We start from the raw sequence: 15,804 nt of genomic DNA, 5'->3' as shown, positions 1-15,804 counted from the left end.
GCCAACGTAGTAAGCGTAGCGGAACGACGCGTTAAGCCAGAAAGTCAAAAAGTAATCGAAAATTCTCCTAAGGCTTCTGCGCAGATGACCTTCATCGTCTGGTTCGCCATGCTGGGTGCAGTGCTTCTCCTGCTCTCGCTTTCATCCTCATACCTGCGCTGGATCCCCGTTACAACGTCCGTTGTGTGCCTTGGGTTAGGTATGGCTCTGGGAACATCGGGCCTGGGCTTCTTACAGCTCGACTTGAGCAAGTCGAGTGGCTGGATGGAGCACCTCACCGAAGTCGCGGTGTTGTTTTCGCTGTTCTTCAGTGGCCTGAAGTTGCGCTTGCCCTTGCACAACCGCAGCTGGTTGAGCGCTTTCTATCTGGCGGGGCCGGTGATGTTGCTCTGCATCGGTGGGGTAGCGCTGGTGCTGCATTACGGCCTCAGCCTGGGGTGGGGAGTATCGGTTCTGATTGGAGCTATCCTCGCACCCACAGACCCAGTGCTGGCAACCCTGGTACAGGTGATTGATGCCCAAGACGATGATCCTGTCCGTTTCAGCCTGTCCGGTGAGGCAGGGCTCAACGATGGAGTGGCTTTTCCCTTCGTCATCCTCGGCTTATTCCTGCAACAGGATTCTGGCCAAGCCTGGTTCTCAGACTGGTTCCTCAAGGACATGCTGTGGGCAGTCACTGCAGGTCTGCTGCTGGGCTACTGGATGGGGCGTGGCTTGGGCAAGTTCACGCTTTTCTTGCGTTTGCGCAACGATGACAGCACCGTGTCGCCCAACGACTATCTCGCCCTTGCCCTTATCGCGCTGGCTTATGTGAGCGCGGAGACTATTCAAGCCTATGGGTTTCTCGCGGTTTTCGCTGCGGGCCTCGGTTTGCGCCAGGCGGAGGTTCAGACCTCAAATAGCCCCGAGGATCCAGCTGCAGAACATCTGGTAAAGCCTGTGGTAGGACACCAGCATGTCGCGCCGGAGCAGGCTGTCAAAGGTGATGTGGAAGGGCTCGATGACTCGCAGGTAGCAGCGGGGATCATGTTGGGTGACATGCTGGCTTTCGGTAGCCTGATCGAACGGGCAATGGAAGTGTTTCTCGTGACCATGCTCGGGGTAGTGCTCATGGAGCATTGGGACTGGCGGGCAGTGCTGGTAGCCGGCGCCTTGTTCTTTGTCATTCGCCCCGTCAGCATTCTGCTTTTCCCGGCTCGGGGAATGCTGGATATCCGTCAGCGCGGGCTTTTGGGTTGGTTTGGCATCCGAGGTATCGGCAGCTTCTACTACCTGTTCTATGCCCTCAATCATGGGCTGCTTCCCACCTTGGCCGCACAGAGCATTAGCTTGGTTTTGTCGGTGGTGGCGTTGAGCATTCTGCTACATGGATTGAGCGTTCAACCGCTGCTAGCCAAATACGAAGCATGGAAGGGGTAGGCAGCCTTCTTTGGATCAAGCTTCTACTTGCGGCGGGAGCGTTACTAATTTGTTGATCAGCGAGGCGAGATCAGAAATCTCCCAAGGTTTGGGGAGAAATGCTGTCCGAGCAGGCAGCAAACCGGTGTCGATTACTGCGTCGCCCGAAGTCAGAATCACTGGCAGGGTAGGCCATCGACGCCAAATCTCGTGTGCAAGGCCTAAACCGTCCATGCTTCCAGGCGTATGGATATCGGTCATCACCAAGCTAGGGACTTCCTTATTGCAAAGGTAATGCAACGCCTCGTCAGCATTTGCGCAGCACGTCATAGCAACGGCGTAGAGTGACGAGAGGCTCTCGGCAGTTAGGTCTCTCAGGAGGTCGTCGTCTTCCACAATGAGGATGGTTTTCGGCATGTAGGGTTTGCTCGCGGGTCATATGCATTAGGGCTCTGGGCCTCTACGCCGTTGCTCCTGGGCGATGAGTGGTGCCCTAGGCGCCGTCATGAATTAGCGGCTATGGTAGGAAAGCGGTAAGCGAAACGACTGTACGCTCTGAAAGGATTCTGGGCGTTTCCCGTTATTGCGGAAGGGAAGACTATGCAGCAGCTACCAGTGGACGAAACCATCCGAGCGGCATTGAAGAAGACTCATGCGCGCTTGCACCGCCAACATGAGCTCGTGGTCGAGTTTGGCGTAATGTCCCTGAAGGCTGCGGACTTGGATCTGTTGCTGACCCGTGCATGTGAAGTAGTCGCTGAAGGGATGAGCACTCGTTTTTCCAAGGTGCTCCAGCCAGCAGAGGACGGGGAAGGGGAAGGGTTTGTTCTGACCCACGGCGTTGGCTGGGATGCTTCTGACATCGGGCGGGCAACCGTGGGCGGCGATGTGGCTAGTCCCGCAGGCTATGCATTGGCCACCTACAGGCCCGTACTCTCGAATCATTTGGGTATGGAAAATCGCTTTCGAACGCCGGAACTGCTGAAAAAATATGGAATCGAGCGGGCCATCAATGTCCCGATCCGGGGTGTGCTCAGCCCGTTTGGTGTACTGGAAGCCGACAGCAGCAACGGGGACGATTTTGTAGAGAGCGATCTGGTATTTCTGGAAGGCATCTCGAACGTCATTTCCATGGCTGTCGAAAGAATATCTGCAGGCGTGGATGTTCCAGTTCCCGACCCTTATTCCGAGACCATTCTGAACGCAAGCCCTGACTGGGTGGATATTTTGGCCCCGAGCGGCGAGATCGAGTTCATGAATGAAGCCGGGCTGACATTCCTGGATACCCAACTGACCACTGTTAAAGGTCAGCGATGGTATGACTTGTGGCCTGAGGAGTCGCGATCACTTGTTTGGGAGGCGGTAGCTAAAGTCAGCGCTGGCGAAACCATGAGGTTCGAATCGTACTGCCCAATCGCTCCCGATGAACCCAAATGGTGGGACGTGACTGTGGCGCCAATCATGGGCACGGATGGTCAGGTCGAACGAATCATAGCGGTATCACGGGATATCACTGAACGGCACCAGTACGAAGCTCAGCTGCTCTCTCTCATTGAGGCGCAGAACAGCAGGCAAAATCGAAGCGACCTTTATCTCGAAGAAATCCATCATCGCGTCAAAAATAGCCTTCACCTTGTAAACACCCTGCTGTTACTTCAAGCCAATCTCACGCCAGATGCGGCTGTTAAGTTGCAGCTCGAAACTGCCGCAGGGCGAGTGGTGACCATTGCCAGTGTTCACGAGAGACTATACCTGGCCGCCGAAGACCAAGAGGTATGTGCTAGCGATTACCTGAATGCTCTGTTGGGTGATCTGGGCAAGGCCTTGGCCGACCGACAAATTCTGTTGGAGGCTGACGACTTCGTCCTGCCACCAGAAAGAATGGCGCCTTTGGGGTTAGTGATGTCCGAGTTGGTCACCAACGCCCTCAAGTACGGCAAAGGCACCATCGACGTTATCGTCAAGCATGCCGGCGACCATGCCCAGCTTACCGTCAGGGATGAGGGGGAAGGCTTCCCAGAAGATTACCCTAAGCCCACGGGTACAGGTCTTGGTATGCGTCTGGTCAAAAGCTATTCCGGTTACGGCAGCGCGGCAGTGGTAGTTGATCGCCAAGATAGTAAAAGCTGTATCCATGTTCGCTTCAAGCTCTAGACGTATAAGGGTTACCTCTACGCGTCGATGGCACTTTGCCTAAAGCGTATGGTCTTGTATCAAGTCGAATTGATCGCGAGCCATCAACATTGAGGAGGGGGCGATGCGAAACTGGGGATGGTTTATGACCGCTATGGGCTGCGCTGGACTTTTCGGAGCGCTAGCCATGGTGGTTGCTGTGATTTTGGGATCACATGACCGCTTTGGTCAAATGCTCGGAATGAGCCTTGCCCTAACGGCTGCTTCATTGATGCTGGTGTTAATCGGTGGGCGGCTGCGAGCGAGAGGCAAACCCTTGTTGCCTATTTTGCTATCTTCCTGAGACTGTCTCGTCTCGTCCGGGCTTACAGGCTCTGTAAAGTGCTTAGCTCGCCAATTAATGCTCAACCTCCATAGAAGCTGATTGCAGATAGGCGAGTCGTTCTTTAGGTAAACCAGCCAGAACCTTGGCCATGGCCATGGCAATGATACTGACTCGGGATGTCACCCGTTGACGACTGTAAATCCTTCCCTTCTTAGCAGTTCTATATTCGTAGGTTTTACTAAAATGCGGGAGATCTCCTGAATCGCGAACCAGCGACATTCGACAATCTCGTGCGAAGGGTGGGGCATCACAGAGGCCGCTACGGCCATCCGATACAGCCAATGCTCTTCAGTCTCCAGAACGTGATGCCCCAGGAACTGAGGGTCAGTGAGTTCCAGCCTGGTTTCTTCCTGTAGCTCACGACGTGCCGCTTCAAGTTGAGTTTCACCTGGATCAATTTTTCCGCCAGGGAGAGACCACTCTGGGGCCTCCTTTCGCACAAGCAATACCTTGCCGGCCTGCAGGCAGATGACGGTGGAGTGAAGCTCTCTCGATGGGTTCATCACTTGTCCTCCCTTTGACGGAAGGCTCTCATGATCAGGTGAAGTTCACTTTGGGTGCCGAGAGGTCTCTATCCACGCAAGGGGGAGAGAACGTGAATGCTTGCAGGGTAAATGTATGCGGATCAAGTCGGTAAGGCGCTGAAACAATTCCATTGGTCTGAACATGTAATGAGCCACTGAATAGCCGGTTGCACGAGCGTCGCCTTGCGCTATGTTGGAATGACACATGTCTAATACTAAAGTCGTAGGAGGGCGGCATGCGCATACGCGGTGACATTTTTTGGAAATGGTCAGACCCGACGCTTCACCACCGAACTCACGATGAAACGCTGGACGACGGCACGACGTTGGATATCCAGGTGCGGTTGTCGCGAACGGGCAGCACGCAAATGTTCATAGGCGTGTATGCCGGCAGCGGTATGGCACTGCATGAAGAAGCTTTCGACACGCGTCCAGGAGAGTCTATGACGCGTGCCTTGGCCTGGGGGGTTGGCCGTGCGAGGTGCCTCGCTACCGAACGAAACCAGCCTTCGCACTGCTTGCGTAAACAATCTGCTGGTAGCCGTGAACAGCAATTTCCTCTCAGCGATCCGGCGCTTGATGAGTCCAGGCGGCATAATCCGCTTTGAGAGATTGGGGCAGGTGAGACAAGTTGGGTTTCAATCCGCCCGACTTTTTCACCCACTCCGTCAACCATGCGATGACCAGAGTGCGAGTGACAGAGCTGGGCCCAACCTGGCGCTCCAGTTCGGCAGCTACCTGATCTAGGAACGCGATCTCAGCGTCCAACTGGGCCAGCTGATCAACCATTGTCTTGTCCTCCTACACCATGTGCTGCTTTGGTTCCAAGGTGGATAGCGCACGACCCCGGCCAGCACCCCACGCCATGGCTCGAGTCACCGATTCACCAGGGCGCTTTGCATAGGCTTCCTCAATCCTCGCCAAGCCTGAGCGCTCATAGATCCCGATGAACAACTGCGTATCCCCAGTGCGGGAGAGCCGAACCTGAATATCGAGCTTGGCTCCATCTTCTAGCTCTTCCTCGTGGGAGTGGTGCTGCAGAGCTGGATCTGCCCATGCCCAAAATACTGCTCCTCGATGTCGCATCCTTGCCTCCTGATCACCTCTCCTTCAAGCGAGCTTAGTCCGTTTCGTCTAGAGCGGCGTTTTCAATCATTTCAGGACATTCAAATGCATGCCTTCTCTGACTCAAGCATGCTCATATGGCCGCTGGGAATTCGGAGACTCCATGCTTCTTCGCCAGGAAAGCTGCCAGTTCGGAACTCCGTATTCAGCGATGGATCATCAGATCATGGATGATCACTTTCGCGTTTAGGATGTCGCCCATTCTCCAGGTGCGATCCCTCATGAGCGTCACCAAGCATCGCCCGGTCAGAGCTAAGGGCACGATCATCTGCTCACGAAATGACAAGGTTCTGCTTGTCCGCAGGAAGGGTGCTAAATGGAAGTTTCCAAGCGGCGAGCTCGCGACCGGTGAAGCGCCAATCGTTGCCGCTGCCCGTGAGCTTTGGAAGGCCTTAGCGCTTCATTGCACAGGCTTAAAAGCTGTGGGCACCGTCGAGGTAGGCAATGTTCTTCACCACATTTTTACGACTGATCTACCTGACAGTTGCAGTGCCGCGCTTGGCAGAGGCATTGTCGCCTGTAAGTGGATTTGCTGGGAGGACTTGAGTTCAACCATGCTGAAGCCCACAGCCGCTGCTTTGCTTTCACGAGACCTGCAGGAGCTCGTTCACCAGGATGGGCGTCCTGCATCAGTGTCGGCTTTCAACACAAACTGAACGACGAGATTGGCGTTCGAGTCGGATCGTTAACTGCCATGAAAAAGGAAGTTAGCGATGAAAGCGATGACTCGACTGTTCACAGGCTTGGCATTGGTTGGTGCGATGGGAGCTTCTTCCGCTTGGGCTGATACGCCCGGTGCTGACTGGAAGGTGAACAAGGATCAGGCCGAGGCAGCCCTGAAAGGGGCAGGCTACACCCAGATCACCAAGATCGAGGCCGACGACGGTCACTGGGAAGGCGAGGGCATCAAGGCTGACGGCAAACGGTACGAATTCCAGGTAAATCCGCACGACGGCAAAATCGTCAAAGACGAACTGGATAACTGATCAGGGCGGGTATTGCTCTCTGAGCGGCCCGCGCGTGAAGCGCGGGCTTTTTTCGGCTAGCAGTCCATTCTCTGAGACTCTGAACAAAGTTATCGAAAGTTATCGATTGTCCTCAGTCATGCCGCTGTCTTCGTCCTGTACCGCTTGCGAAGCTTCATCAATTTTGCTTTGCCCATTGTCCGATTTGGGCCCCGTGGTATGACCTCCCATGCCACCCTGATGAGCTGCACCAGCTGCGCCCTGGTGATCGCTTTGGTATCCACCGCCTAAGTCTTGACCACCTTGAGGGACTTCTCGTTGAGGGTCGGATTCGCCTCCCCACGTCTGTCCGCCCCTTTGACCGGGCTCAGATGGCAAGTGTGGATCATTCTCGAAGCCATCAGGATCGTTCTGATCGGTGCCGCCTTGTTGACCGGTCTTGTCTGGATCGTTTGCCATGATCACTTACCTCGAAGTTTCACACAGGGAGCCTGTGTTACCTTGAGATACCGAGCAACAGCATCCCGCTCCCAATACTTTCGTACTGGCTGACCGGGGGCGCGAAAGGTCGTAAAGGGTAACGTCTTGCACGATAAAGGTCATTGCGATACGCCCCGCAAGCGGAGCGCGCCGGCCAGGATGGCCAGAGGCGTGAGGATGGAAGCCCGACCGGGCCGTAACCTGCCAACGGCAGGGTGCGGTTCACGACAGCCGTCCCCAGAGGGGCACGTAAAGGTGGCGATCAAGCTTCCGCTGCTAATCAGGCGTGAAACGCCAATGTGATTGGATTTTCGCAGTCTGAGAAGGTAGGGCCGACAACTTCCCAATTGATCGTGGAACAGTACCCAAAAGAAAGCCCGCTGGGGGCGGGCAAAGGAGCTTCTATCACACGTAGGGATAGCTAACGTTCCCACACCGCATGTGAAAAGGACATGAATAGTATCGGGCGAGGTCTATCGCAAACCGCTTGCGTGAGCCCAGGCTGTGTAAGCCGAAACCAGGCTTTGAGGGATGCTCGGCAAGCCCTGCTCAATTTCGGCCAACTGTGACTCTCATCGCAGGCGCGTTTCGTCCGCACTACCTATGCAGGCAGGCATTTTCGGAATACTGTATGTCTATACAGTTATAGAGAATGCCGCCATGACAGGCACCAATCTGCCCGTAATGTCGATCCAAGAGTGGCAGCAGCTGCTCAACGACACCGAGGCCCTGCTCCTCGCACCTAAGAAACACCACAGGGAGCTTCTGCATCACGCATATGCGCTACGTGATGCCCATGCCGTAGACTCAGGAACCTTGGCCGATATGCTGGAGCTCGCAGACGAAGCATTGATGTACGCCCACTCCGTCCAAGCGGATCACCACTGGTAGGCTAGAAGACGGCTCTGCGGGATGGAGTCCTGTGGGATAGCAATGGCGAAAATGTGGTCTAGCGGTTGCGTAAGGTATCCAGTGCAGGTGACCAGACGTTATGTCCGCAGCGTTCACACACGACTGAATCTTCAGGTTCATGGAAGGTTGGGAAGCCGCAGCTGACGCAACAATGTAGGCCAGCGTTCGGCGGTGCCAGGTACTCTGGACGATGTTCAACTGGCAGCACCGATAGCCCAGGCCGGGTGTCATCAGGCCCATAGAAATACAGACTGATATCGCCATCGGTTTCCAATAGGCCGAGTCGAACCTGGCCGAGATGCTCCACGCCTTGTTGGCGCAGTTCCATGAAGAGCTCGTTGGACGAGATGTTCAAATTGCGCAGCGAATGGATCTCGTACATGCCATCCTTTACGACCGTGATGGGCAATCCATCGATCCAGGCCTCACATGTTCTGCTGCGCCTCATCATGTAGACGGTTCCGCGATAGAGCAGCAAAAGCGTGATGAAAACCAGTGCAACCGGGAGGAGGGGTACATCTTCATAGAAAGTCACATCGCCTGCAGCTGAGCCCAGGGTGAGGATCACCACGAGCTCGAATCGGGAAAGCTGCCTGATTCCACGGCGACCACTGAATTTCAGAAAGAAGAACACGGCTAGAAAAGCCGCTGAAACGCGGAGCGCTACCTCTAAGAGAAAGGTTAGTGGGAACTCGCCAATGAGCATCCTTTGCAGATCAAATGAAACCATTACCTGTATCCCACCTGTTGCAATCTCCCGTTACAGATCGACCGGCAATTTTCGGTCTTGGTTCAAGCGCTGGTGTCATTGAGAGATGTATTCATGTCCACTGGGAGCGAAGCGGCTCTTTCATGGTGCCGGCAGGCTCAGCTATTCGCATTGCTGATGCAGGCGAGGGTACTTGAACGCCACTGCATATAAATTGAACAAGAATGGAGATGCATGCTCAAAATTTAAGTAGGGCGAGCTGAAAATGGTTTACAGTGACCCACTAATTCATCCGGTATTTGGGGAGTTATCTATGTCACGTCTTGCAGAATTCCGTAAGCTCGAGCAAACATTGGCCGCACAATTGGCCGAACTGGAAGCTATGAAAGGCTCCTCCGAGCTGCAAGCGGAGATCCAATTTGAAACCAAGCTGCGTGATCTGCTGGCCGAGTACGGCTACAGCCTGAGAGACGTCATCAACATCCTGGATCCTCAAGCCAGCCGTCGTGCGGCTGCCCCTGTAGCAGCTGAGAAGGCACCGCGTCGTGCGCGCCAGGTTAAGCTGTACAAGAACCCACACTCCGGCGAAGTGATTGAGACCAAAGGTGGCAATCACAGGAAATTGAAGGAGTGGAAAGCAGAATACGGCTCTGACGAAGTTGAGAGCTGGGTTTCAAAGTAAGTCGGAAAGAGATGAAGGAGCCTCCGGGTGGGGGCTTTTTTATGGCTGGGAATGAGGTCTTATCTGCTGAACCAAGCCTAATTACGGCACCTCATGCGTAACCTCGCTGGCTATGCAGGATGGGGAGTCTCCTTTCGGTAGGGCAGATAGCTGAGGCTTCAGACGATCAATGACTTCATGCGCTGCAAGCGTAGGGACGTGCTGACTGGATGCCGGCCTCGAAAGGGGGAGTTAGGCAGATGTCCTCCCGAGCAGTGTCGGCCGCCTTTGGCTGTTGAACAGGAGGACGGGAGAAAGTGAACCCAACGGAAAAATGAATAATCGCCTTGGCACTCGAGAGGCTTTCCCCATGCAGGAAGACCAAAAAGCACAGCTCACTAAGGCTACAGAAGGCCTGCGCTACCTTGACTTGATACTCACAGCCCAAGAAGCTGATGATCTCAGGAAGCTCGTTCAAGAACTTCAAGCCGCAGGTAAGTACTCTACGCTGGACGGCGTGTTCAGATCCATGTTGGAAGATACATGGAGCTGTGATGAGCCTTGGCCCAAGATCTCGTCACCGGCAACGCCCAAGGGCGATTGAGCTCTACTCTTTGGCTGGCAGTCGGATCTGAATGGTATATCTGCGGGCTATCCAACCTTCCAAGGTCTCACCAGCGACATCTACAGACACTCGAATCCAGACTTCGCCATCCTCCAGAACCTGAAGTAGGGCGCCCTTCTGGGGCAAAGCCTTAATTTCAGATTGTTCTGATGGCTCGGTTCTCAAGTTTACCTTGTCGCCAGTGAGCACCCTGTGCCCTTCGAGCAAACTGAGTTTGTCCACGGGAATGGTGGCTAGAGTTCCGGTGATTTCTGTTGAGCTTTCCGCGCCGAACAATTTCTCTTGTACGAAGTCGTAAGCCTGCCAAACACCTATGACATCCACGATCGCACTGGCCATACCTATCAGGAACACGAGGCACGCAATTAGACGGGCTCTGGAGGCTGCGGGCAACTGCTCAACTGCATCCCCACGGTCTAACCGTTCGACTAACTGACCGTCCACTGCAGTGGCTTCGAACTCTTCAAACTCACTGCTTTCAATCAAATCCAGCGGGTCATCGAATGCAGCTTCACGCAGCAGCAGAGCAAGGTCAGGTGCTTCGTCAGAGGCGAGATAGCTCAGCAACGGTGAATTCAGCTCTCCCCACGAGGTGACAGCTGCTGCAGCCATACGCAGGGCCGAACGGTTTGTTAACGAATCCAGCCCGGCAAAAGCACTTTTCCATGAAGCGAGATTCAGCGAATCCAGTGCTGCTCTGGCTGATCGCAAGCTGGAATTATTGAGGGAATTGAGTGCAGCTGCAGTCGCTCTCCATGAGGCGTTGTCCATTGCGTTGACGGCAGCCATTGCCTGCTTCCAAGGCGGGTTCTTTATCGACTCGATAGCTGCTACGGCCTGTCTCAAGGACGAGGTATTGATCGAATCGATTGTCGCCATTGCCAGCTTTATGGACGGAATGTTCATCGACTTGACCGCTGCCACCGCCTGCTGCAAGGACGAGCTGTTCATCGACTCAACTGCTGCCAAGTTCGGCCTCAAAGACGAACTGTTGAACGATTCAACCGCAGCTCTTGCTTGCTGGAGGGAGGCGCTGTTCATCGACTCAGCTGCCGCCAATGTCTGCCTCAGCGGCGAGTTGTTTATCGATTCAACCACTGCCCTGGCCTGCTGCAGAGACGAAGTGTTCATCGACTGAACTGACGCCAGTGCCTGCTTCCAAGATGAGTCTTTCATCAGGTTCAGAGCAGAAATCGTCTTTTCCCAGGGCGGGTTTTTTATTGCATCGAGTGTGGCTCTCGCTTGCTTCAGGGACGGAGAATCCAACATGTCCCGAGCTTTCGATAACGTCCGGGCGGCTTCTTTTGGGCTCTGCGGTGCTGGCTCAGCTTCGCCAGTCGCGTTACCCAGATCAAGGACGAAGGGTTCGGGCTTGGGCTTTGCAGCGATTGGCCCCGCCCCCTGAATATCGACTGCTTCGTGTGGAGCAATGCCGGATCCAAGGATGGCTTGATCGAGTTCGTTCCCTGAGCCTTCGGAGCTCTTTTTCGGTTTGCCTGCACTGCTGCTCGGAGCCTGGCTCTTGTCTTCCACTCGATCACCATCCTTCTCCGGCCTCTGAGATGGGGCCTGGATGGAGGCGATTCTAAGCCATTTTCCTCCATCGCTGGCTGGCCGCAAGACAAAGTAACAGCGGCATTCTCTAGCCCAAGCCGCCTTCTCGGACACTCTGCACCAATCATGAGATGGCACCTACCCGTCGTTTCTCCGGCTCGAAGAGTCCGGCTACTTGTGGACGCTTTTCGTTGAACGTGCGGCTCTGGGGGTCGGAGACGCGAGGTGGTGGAAGGGGCGGCATCGGGTTGATGAGCGGGGCGCGCGCATCTTCTGCATGGGACAGGGACTTGCATTGAGGCAAAGGAACTCAATCAAATTTCGGCTTGGCTTCAAAGTTGAGGCTTCACACAACAATCCTCATTGGGATTGGGAAATTGACGTCAAACAAATCACATTAAGAGGATGCTCTTAGCATACCGTTTTTATACTCTGTCAGAGTATGCGCTTTACATACCGTTAAACATTCTTTGCGATAGTCGTTTACGCGGTGTTACTATCTGGCCGACCAACTATTTCGAGCTGTATTTTTGTACAGTGTCAGTATCTGATGGCTGTGCTTTTGTACAGTGGCGACTACGTATTCGAATATCGAAGGGCCGCAGTGTTGAAGCGATCCTTGATAACTTACGTGCCTATTTCGGGCGCTCGCGGAATCTTTATGGACAAATCTCCGGACAAATTACCTTTTGACGCGACAAAGTTATTCGAGGCGCTCCAGTATCAGCTCGTCGTTGCGCTTGAATATTGCTACAAGCTCGAAAAGGGCAAGCGCCTGTGGATCGAGGTCTACGGCGATGTGACGCTGGAAGACGTAGTTCAGGTAGAGGTCAAGCTTTACGCCGACACCCTGCGAGACGGGCATCAGAATATCTGGAACACGATCAACAACTGGCTGCATCCAGCGTTTGACCATCGAGCCTATGAGGGCCTGATGCTGGTGACAAACCAGCGGTTTTCGGCAAGGTCTACCCTGAAGGATTGGAATATAAGCACTGCCGCGGAGAAGCATGCCCTGCTCGCTGCCATCTACGAGCCCGCCGAGAAGAAGTTCGCTGCTTCCAGTGGCAAAGAACCGTCCGAGGGCCTGGCGCTGCAGCGTTCCGTCATGGATCCCGCGCTAAAGGATGACCTCTTGGAGATTTTGGACAAGGTCGAATTCCTCACCGGATCGCCTTCGCTCCAGCAACGCATTCACGACTTCAAGGTTCGCCACCTCAAGGCGATCCGGGAGTCCAAGCATCAAAGCTTCATCGATGACATTCTCGGCTTCATCGGCAGTACCAAGTACATCGAGGCCGGCTGGGAGATCACCTGCGAAGAGTTTACCGCCAAGGTCGCTGAGCTGACCAAGCGCTACATGCCCCATTCCAGCATTTTTCCCGAGGTTGACGCGGATGCCCTGGAGCAAAAGATCGACCTCGATCAAATTGCTGACCGACCTTTCGTGAAGAAAATTCGCGAGATCGATGGTGATAGGAAGGTTCAGCAGGCGGCCTTGCACTTGCTGATTGCCGGCGAAGTCATTGATCAGCTGTACGCAGATAGCTTGGCCTCTCCGTTCGACATCCAGCGCTACCAGAAAAACCACCTGAATCGTCACAAGGATGGGCGGGAGGGTGCGATGTTCGACTGCATCGGTGAAACGTGCCCGACCCAACTCAAGCATAAATCGATGAGGTTTTTCTTCGCTCAGCATTCTGCTCCGGTCGTGAAGCTGAACACTTTTGAAGACACCACCACGGAATTCCGCAACGGCATCTACCACATGCTCGCCGATGTGAAGGCCGACAAGGTGGAAGATGAGTTCTACTGGAGGCTCTGGGATGAGTAAAAACGCTGCGGATCACATCTACACTCTGCGCCGAACTCCCTTTGCTCTCGCGCCGGTGATCCATTCCTTCTATGACCACTGGGATGGCACCGAGAAGGACGTCTTGCTCAGCTACCTGATCCTCCCGCTGGTGACGTACAAGCCGCTTCACAAATTCCTGCATAACGCCAACAGGAATAGCTCGATGCGTACGCTGCTGCAGGAGCCAAGCCGCGTTCTAGGCCTTGAGCTGCGTATCGAAGAATTCAAGCCAATCACCAATGCAGCGCTGCTGATCCTGACGTCAGAACGGGGTATTCAGATCGCCGACGACATGTCGGTCGCGTCGCAGGGGAAAATCCGGGAAGAAAACGCCGACGAGAAGCTCATGAAGTACGCAAGAAAGCTGGCGGTGGTTTTCAACGGGGAAAGTGTCGTTTCCATTTACAGGTCGCTGGGGCTCAAATCGCTATGAATTGCTACGTTAGCTACATCGGTGTCGTGGACAAGGACAAGGAGCTGCACTACGTCCCGCTGACCCCAGGCCTGAACATCATCACTGGCAGGTCGTCGACCGGAAAAAGCGCGATCCTGGAAATCTTCGATTACTGCTTGGGTAGCAGTGAGGACACCATTCCGGACGGCAAGCTGACCGACCGTGGCGAGATTTTTTTCACCGTCCTACAGTTCCCCGAGCTGACCCTCGTGGTAGGGCGAGTGGCGGCGTCGAAGCGTTGCTTCCTGCGTGAGGCGATCGGGCCAGGCGCTGAAGAGATCATCGAGACCATGAAGCATGTCGACTACTTCTTCGAGGATCGGTACTTCATCCACCGAGACCAATATCTCAAAAGCCTTGGGAGGTTTTTCGGCGTAACACTGGAGAACATTGACGTCGACCCTATGTACCAGCAGGTCACCGGCGCGAAGGGTGCAACGCCTTCGGTACGCAGCTTCCCGTCGCTGATGCTCCAGCACCAGAACCTGGTGGCGAACAAGCACGCGATTTTCTACCGATTCGACGAGAAAGTTAAACGTGATCAGGCGATCGATCACTTCAAGATCCTGATGGGGATCGTCGGCGAGGAGTACTTCGATATCGCCAAGGAGCTGACCGAAGCCAACTACGAGCTGCGTCGGGCCAGGCTCAAGATCACCAAGGATGACAAGCAGAAAGAGATCACCATCAGGAAGTTCGATGATCTGCTTTCAGAGTACAAAGCGCTCGCAGGTAAGCCTCTCTTCGACAAGACTGCCGAGGAGATATACATCAAGCCTCAGGCAGCGTTGCGCTTGCTGCAGGACGCCCCGGTCTTGGTCGATGGCCTAGCTGATGATTACCAGACCACCCTGAACACGCTGCGTGAGAAAAAGGCCAAGTATGTTCTGGAATTGCGCTCGGCACTGGGTAGGAGCGACCTTCTTGAGCGCTCTGCCAAGCAGGCAAAAGGGATCGGTGCCAACTTTGCATCGCTGCCGGTACCGCGCTCGACCAACCTTGAACACACCTTCTGCCCGGTGTGCGAATCTCATTCCGACATTCCGGAAGACCAGGCCAACAAGCTGACCGAGGCCATCGAATGGCTGAACGGCCAACTGAAGCTTTCGTCTTATGCGAGAGAAAGCTTGGGCCAGGAAAGCCGCGACCTGAAGGATGAGATCAAGGGCATACGCCTCCAGATCAGGGAAGTGCAGGCTGCACTCAGACCGTTCGAAGAGCAGGAGGCGCGGCGCGCAGAGGCGAACGCTCTGGAGGATGCTCCCAAGAAGACGAAGATGCGGCTTGAGATCGAGATCGAGAAATTCCTTGAAGATCTACCTTCCGAGTCGAAAAGCATGGTGGAGTTCTGGGAGCATAAAGTCGCCCAGCTGAAGGCCCTTCTTGGCTCTTATGATGTCGAGGTCGAACTCGACCGCCTGACCCGCGACATCAACAAGATGATGAAGGAACTGGGTAAGGGCTTCCCCTTCGAGAAGCATTACAGGACGGGCTCACTCAAATTCGACCTGAACACGTTCGATTTATGGCATGAAAAAGACGCGTTCAAAAAAGTGTTCCTGCGATCCATGGGTAGCGGTGCCAACTGGCTGTACTCCCACCTCACGCTGTTCATGGCGCTCCATTACCAATTTGCTGCGCGAGCCAAGGACTGCAAGATTCCACCGATCCTTTTTCTCGATCAGCCGACCCAGGTCTACTTCCCTTCAGCTGACCATGGGGATGAGTTCGACCCGGCGAACCTCCGCTCGGATGAGAACAAGGGGGTGGATTGGCATGATGACCTGGATGCAGTGGCCAACATGTTCACCCAGCTTGCCCGATTCTGCGATCAGACCAAGCACGAGACAGGTGTGATGCCGCAGATCATCGTCTGCGATCACGCGGATCACCTCGAGTTGGGAGAGGGCTATCGCTACAACGACTTCGTTCGCGCCCGGTGGCGTCAGCGTGGGCTCATAGCAGACTGATCACCAGATACAGTCAGCTATCTCGCCTGAGGCTCGCGTAATCACGGCTGCGGA

16 protein-coding genes and 1 pseudogene are annotated in these 15,804 nt (G+C 54.7%); 11 read left to right on the top strand and 6 right to left on the bottom strand.

Annotated features, from left to right (window positions below; genetic code table 11):
* Positions 1-84: 84 nt before the first annotated feature.
* Positions 85-1,419 (top strand): cation:proton antiporter, encoded by a 1,335-nt coding sequence (locus WF331_RS25705; protein WP_340623430.1) that lies wholly within the window; start codon positions 85-87, stop codon positions 1,417-1,419.
* 15 nt (positions 1,420-1,434) lie between these two features.
* On the opposite strand, the gene WF331_RS25700 is transcribed toward WF331_RS25705, so the two are convergent.
* Positions 1,435-1,815 carry a response regulator gene (locus WF331_RS25700; protein ID WP_340623429.1) on the bottom strand — a complete coding sequence of 127 codons (381 nt, stop codon included), beginning with the start codon at positions 1,813-1,815 and terminating at the stop codon, positions 1,435-1,437.
* 183 nt (positions 1,816-1,998) lie between these two features.
* On the opposite strand from WF331_RS25700, the gene WF331_RS25695 reads away from it, so the two are divergent.
* Positions 1,999-3,552 carry a sensor histidine kinase gene (locus tag WF331_RS25695; protein ID WP_340623428.1) on the top strand — a complete coding sequence of 518 codons (1,554 nt, stop codon included), beginning with the start codon at positions 1,999-2,001 and terminating at the stop codon, positions 3,550-3,552.
* 483 nt (positions 3,553-4,035) lie between these two features.
* On the opposite strand, the gene WF331_RS25690 is transcribed toward WF331_RS25695, so the two are convergent.
* Positions 4,036-4,419 (bottom strand): NUDIX hydrolase, encoded by a 384-nt coding sequence (locus WF331_RS25690; RefSeq protein ID WP_340623427.1) that lies wholly within the window; start codon positions 4,417-4,419, stop codon positions 4,036-4,038.
* A 257-nt stretch (positions 4,420-4,676) separates the two neighbouring features.
* On the opposite strand from WF331_RS25690, the pseudogene WF331_RS25685 reads away from it, so the two are divergent.
* Positions 4,677-4,937 (top strand): annotated as a pseudogene (locus tag WF331_RS25685) (hypothetical protein); the annotation flags it as partial.
* A gap of 304 nt (positions 4,938-5,241) precedes the next feature.
* On the opposite strand, the gene WF331_RS25680 reads toward WF331_RS25685, so the two are convergent.
* Positions 5,242-5,526 (bottom strand): hypothetical protein, encoded by a 285-nt coding sequence (locus WF331_RS25680; RefSeq protein WP_340623426.1) that lies wholly within the window; start codon positions 5,524-5,526, stop codon positions 5,242-5,244.
* 260 nt (positions 5,527-5,786) lie between these two features.
* On the opposite strand from WF331_RS25680, the gene WF331_RS25675 reads away from it, so the two are divergent.
* Together WF331_RS25675 and WF331_RS25670 are read left to right on the top strand one after the other, a co-directional pair.
* Positions 5,787-6,221 carry an NUDIX domain-containing protein gene (locus tag WF331_RS25675; protein ID WP_340623425.1) on the top strand — a complete coding sequence of 145 codons (435 nt, stop codon included), beginning with the start codon at positions 5,787-5,789 and terminating at the stop codon, positions 6,219-6,221.
* Positions 6,222-6,278: 57 nt separating this feature from the next.
* A complete protein-coding gene (locus WF331_RS25670) occupies positions 6,279-6,551 on the top strand; it encodes a PepSY domain-containing protein (RefSeq protein ID WP_340623424.1) in 273 nt (90 codons plus the stop codon).
* 99 nt (positions 6,552-6,650) lie between these two features.
* On the opposite strand, the gene WF331_RS25665 is transcribed toward WF331_RS25670, so the two are convergent.
* On the bottom strand, positions 6,651-6,989 hold the full coding sequence (locus tag WF331_RS25665) for a stress-induced protein (RefSeq protein ID WP_340623423.1): 339 nt from the start codon (positions 6,987-6,989) through the stop codon (positions 6,651-6,653).
* Positions 6,990-7,541: 552 nt separating this feature from the next.
* Here WF331_RS25665 and WF331_RS25660 point away from each other — a divergent pair.
* Positions 7,542-7,901, top strand: coding sequence for a hypothetical protein (locus WF331_RS25660; protein WP_340623422.1), 360 nt, complete (start codon positions 7,542-7,544; stop codon positions 7,899-7,901).
* Between the two features lie 58 nt (positions 7,902-7,959).
* Here WF331_RS25660 and WF331_RS25655 read toward each other — a convergent pair whose 3' ends face one another.
* Positions 7,960-8,652: a DUF421 domain-containing protein gene (locus tag WF331_RS25655; RefSeq protein ID WP_340623421.1), complete on the bottom strand. Its 693-nt coding sequence runs from the start codon at positions 8,650-8,652 to the stop codon at positions 7,960-7,962.
* A gap of 292 nt (positions 8,653-8,944) precedes the next feature.
* Between WF331_RS25655 and WF331_RS25650 the strand changes: the two genes are divergently transcribed.
* The gene (locus WF331_RS25650; RefSeq protein WP_340623420.1) at positions 8,945-9,313 is read left to right on the top strand and encodes a histone-like nucleoid-structuring protein, MvaT/MvaU family; all 369 of its coding nucleotides are present in this window, start codon (positions 8,945-8,947) and stop codon (positions 9,311-9,313) included.
* A gap of 349 nt (positions 9,314-9,662) precedes the next feature.
* Positions 9,663-9,896 carry a hypothetical protein gene (locus WF331_RS25645; protein ID WP_340623419.1) on the top strand — a complete coding sequence of 78 codons (234 nt, stop codon included), beginning with the start codon at positions 9,663-9,665 and terminating at the stop codon, positions 9,894-9,896.
* Positions 9,897-9,899: 3 nt separating this feature from the next.
* Here the strand turns inward: WF331_RS25645 and WF331_RS25640 are convergent, their stop codons facing one another.
* Positions 9,900-11,450, bottom strand: a complete 1,551-nt coding sequence (locus tag WF331_RS25640; protein WP_340623418.1) for an SH3 domain-containing protein — start codon at positions 11,448-11,450, stop codon at positions 9,900-9,902.
* 682 nt (positions 11,451-12,132) lie between these two features.
* On the opposite strand from WF331_RS25640, the gene WF331_RS25635 reads away from it, so the two are divergent.
* From WF331_RS25635 to WF331_RS25625, 3 genes are read left to right on the top strand one after another with little or no spacing between them, the layout of a single operon-like run.
* On the top strand, positions 12,133-13,305 hold the full coding sequence (locus WF331_RS25635; protein WP_340623417.1) for a hypothetical protein: 1,173 nt from the start codon (positions 12,133-12,135) through the stop codon (positions 13,303-13,305).
* Positions 13,298-13,759 carry a three component ABC system middle component gene (locus WF331_RS25630; RefSeq protein ID WP_340623416.1) on the top strand — a complete coding sequence of 154 codons (462 nt, stop codon included), beginning with the start codon at positions 13,298-13,300 and terminating at the stop codon, positions 13,757-13,759. The genes WF331_RS25635 and WF331_RS25630 overlap by 8 nt, the downstream gene beginning before the upstream one ends.
* Entirely contained in the window at positions 13,756-15,750 is a 1,995-nt protein-coding gene (locus WF331_RS25625) for a DUF3732 domain-containing protein (protein ID WP_340623415.1), read from the top strand. The genes WF331_RS25630 and WF331_RS25625 overlap by 4 nt, the downstream gene beginning before the upstream one ends.
* Positions 15,751-15,804 lie beyond the last annotated feature (54 nt).

The organism is Pseudomonas sp. YNh (assembly GCF_037993085.1).
Lineage (GTDB): Bacteria > Pseudomonadota > Gammaproteobacteria > Pseudomonadales > Pseudomonadaceae > Aquipseudomonas > Aquipseudomonas putida.
This window is presented reverse-complemented; position numbering and strand designations above follow the sequence as displayed.

Bases quoted from the DNA above. Each gene is read 5' to 3' on its own strand.
- WF331_RS25680 (WP_340623426.1), bottom strand. From the start codon at position 5,526: ATGCGACATCGAGGAGCAGTATTTTGGGCATGGGCAGATCCAGCTCTG.
- WF331_RS25625 (WP_340623415.1), top strand. From the start codon at position 13,756: ATGAATTGCTACGTTAGCTACATCGGTGTCGTGGACAAGGACAAGGAG.
- WF331_RS25635 (WP_340623417.1), top strand. From the start codon at position 12,133: ATGGACAAATCTCCGGACAAATTACCTTTTGACGCGACAAAGTTATTC.
- WF331_RS25690 (WP_340623427.1), bottom strand. From the start codon at position 4,419: ATGAACCCATCGAGAGAGCTTCACTCCACCGTCATCTGCCTGCAGGCC.
- WF331_RS25670 (WP_340623424.1), top strand. From the start codon at position 6,279: ATGAAAGCGATGACTCGACTGTTCACAGGCTTGGCATTGGTTGGTGCG.
- WF331_RS25660 (WP_340623422.1), top strand. From the start codon at position 7,542: ATGCTCGGCAAGCCCTGCTCAATTTCGGCCAACTGTGACTCTCATCGC.
- WF331_RS25665 (WP_340623423.1), bottom strand. From the start codon at position 6,989: ATGGCAAACGATCCAGACAAGACCGGTCAACAAGGCGGCACCGATCAG.
- WF331_RS25700 (WP_340623429.1), bottom strand. From the start codon at position 1,815: ATGCCGAAAACCATCCTCATTGTGGAAGACGACGACCTCCTGAGAGAC.
- WF331_RS25655 (WP_340623421.1), bottom strand. From the start codon at position 8,652: ATGGTTTCATTTGATCTGCAAAGGATGCTCATTGGCGAGTTCCCACTA.
- WF331_RS25650 (WP_340623420.1), top strand. From the start codon at position 8,945: ATGTCACGTCTTGCAGAATTCCGTAAGCTCGAGCAAACATTGGCCGCA.
- WF331_RS25695 (WP_340623428.1), top strand. From the start codon at position 1,999: ATGCAGCAGCTACCAGTGGACGAAACCATCCGAGCGGCATTGAAGAAG.
- WF331_RS25705 (WP_340623430.1), top strand. From the start codon at position 85: ATGACCTTCATCGTCTGGTTCGCCATGCTGGGTGCAGTGCTTCTCCTG.
- WF331_RS25630 (WP_340623416.1), top strand. From the start codon at position 13,298: ATGAGTAAAAACGCTGCGGATCACATCTACACTCTGCGCCGAACTCCC.
- WF331_RS25645 (WP_340623419.1), top strand. From the start codon at position 9,663: ATGCAGGAAGACCAAAAAGCACAGCTCACTAAGGCTACAGAAGGCCTG.
- WF331_RS25675 (WP_340623425.1), top strand. From the start codon at position 5,787: ATGAGCGTCACCAAGCATCGCCCGGTCAGAGCTAAGGGCACGATCATC.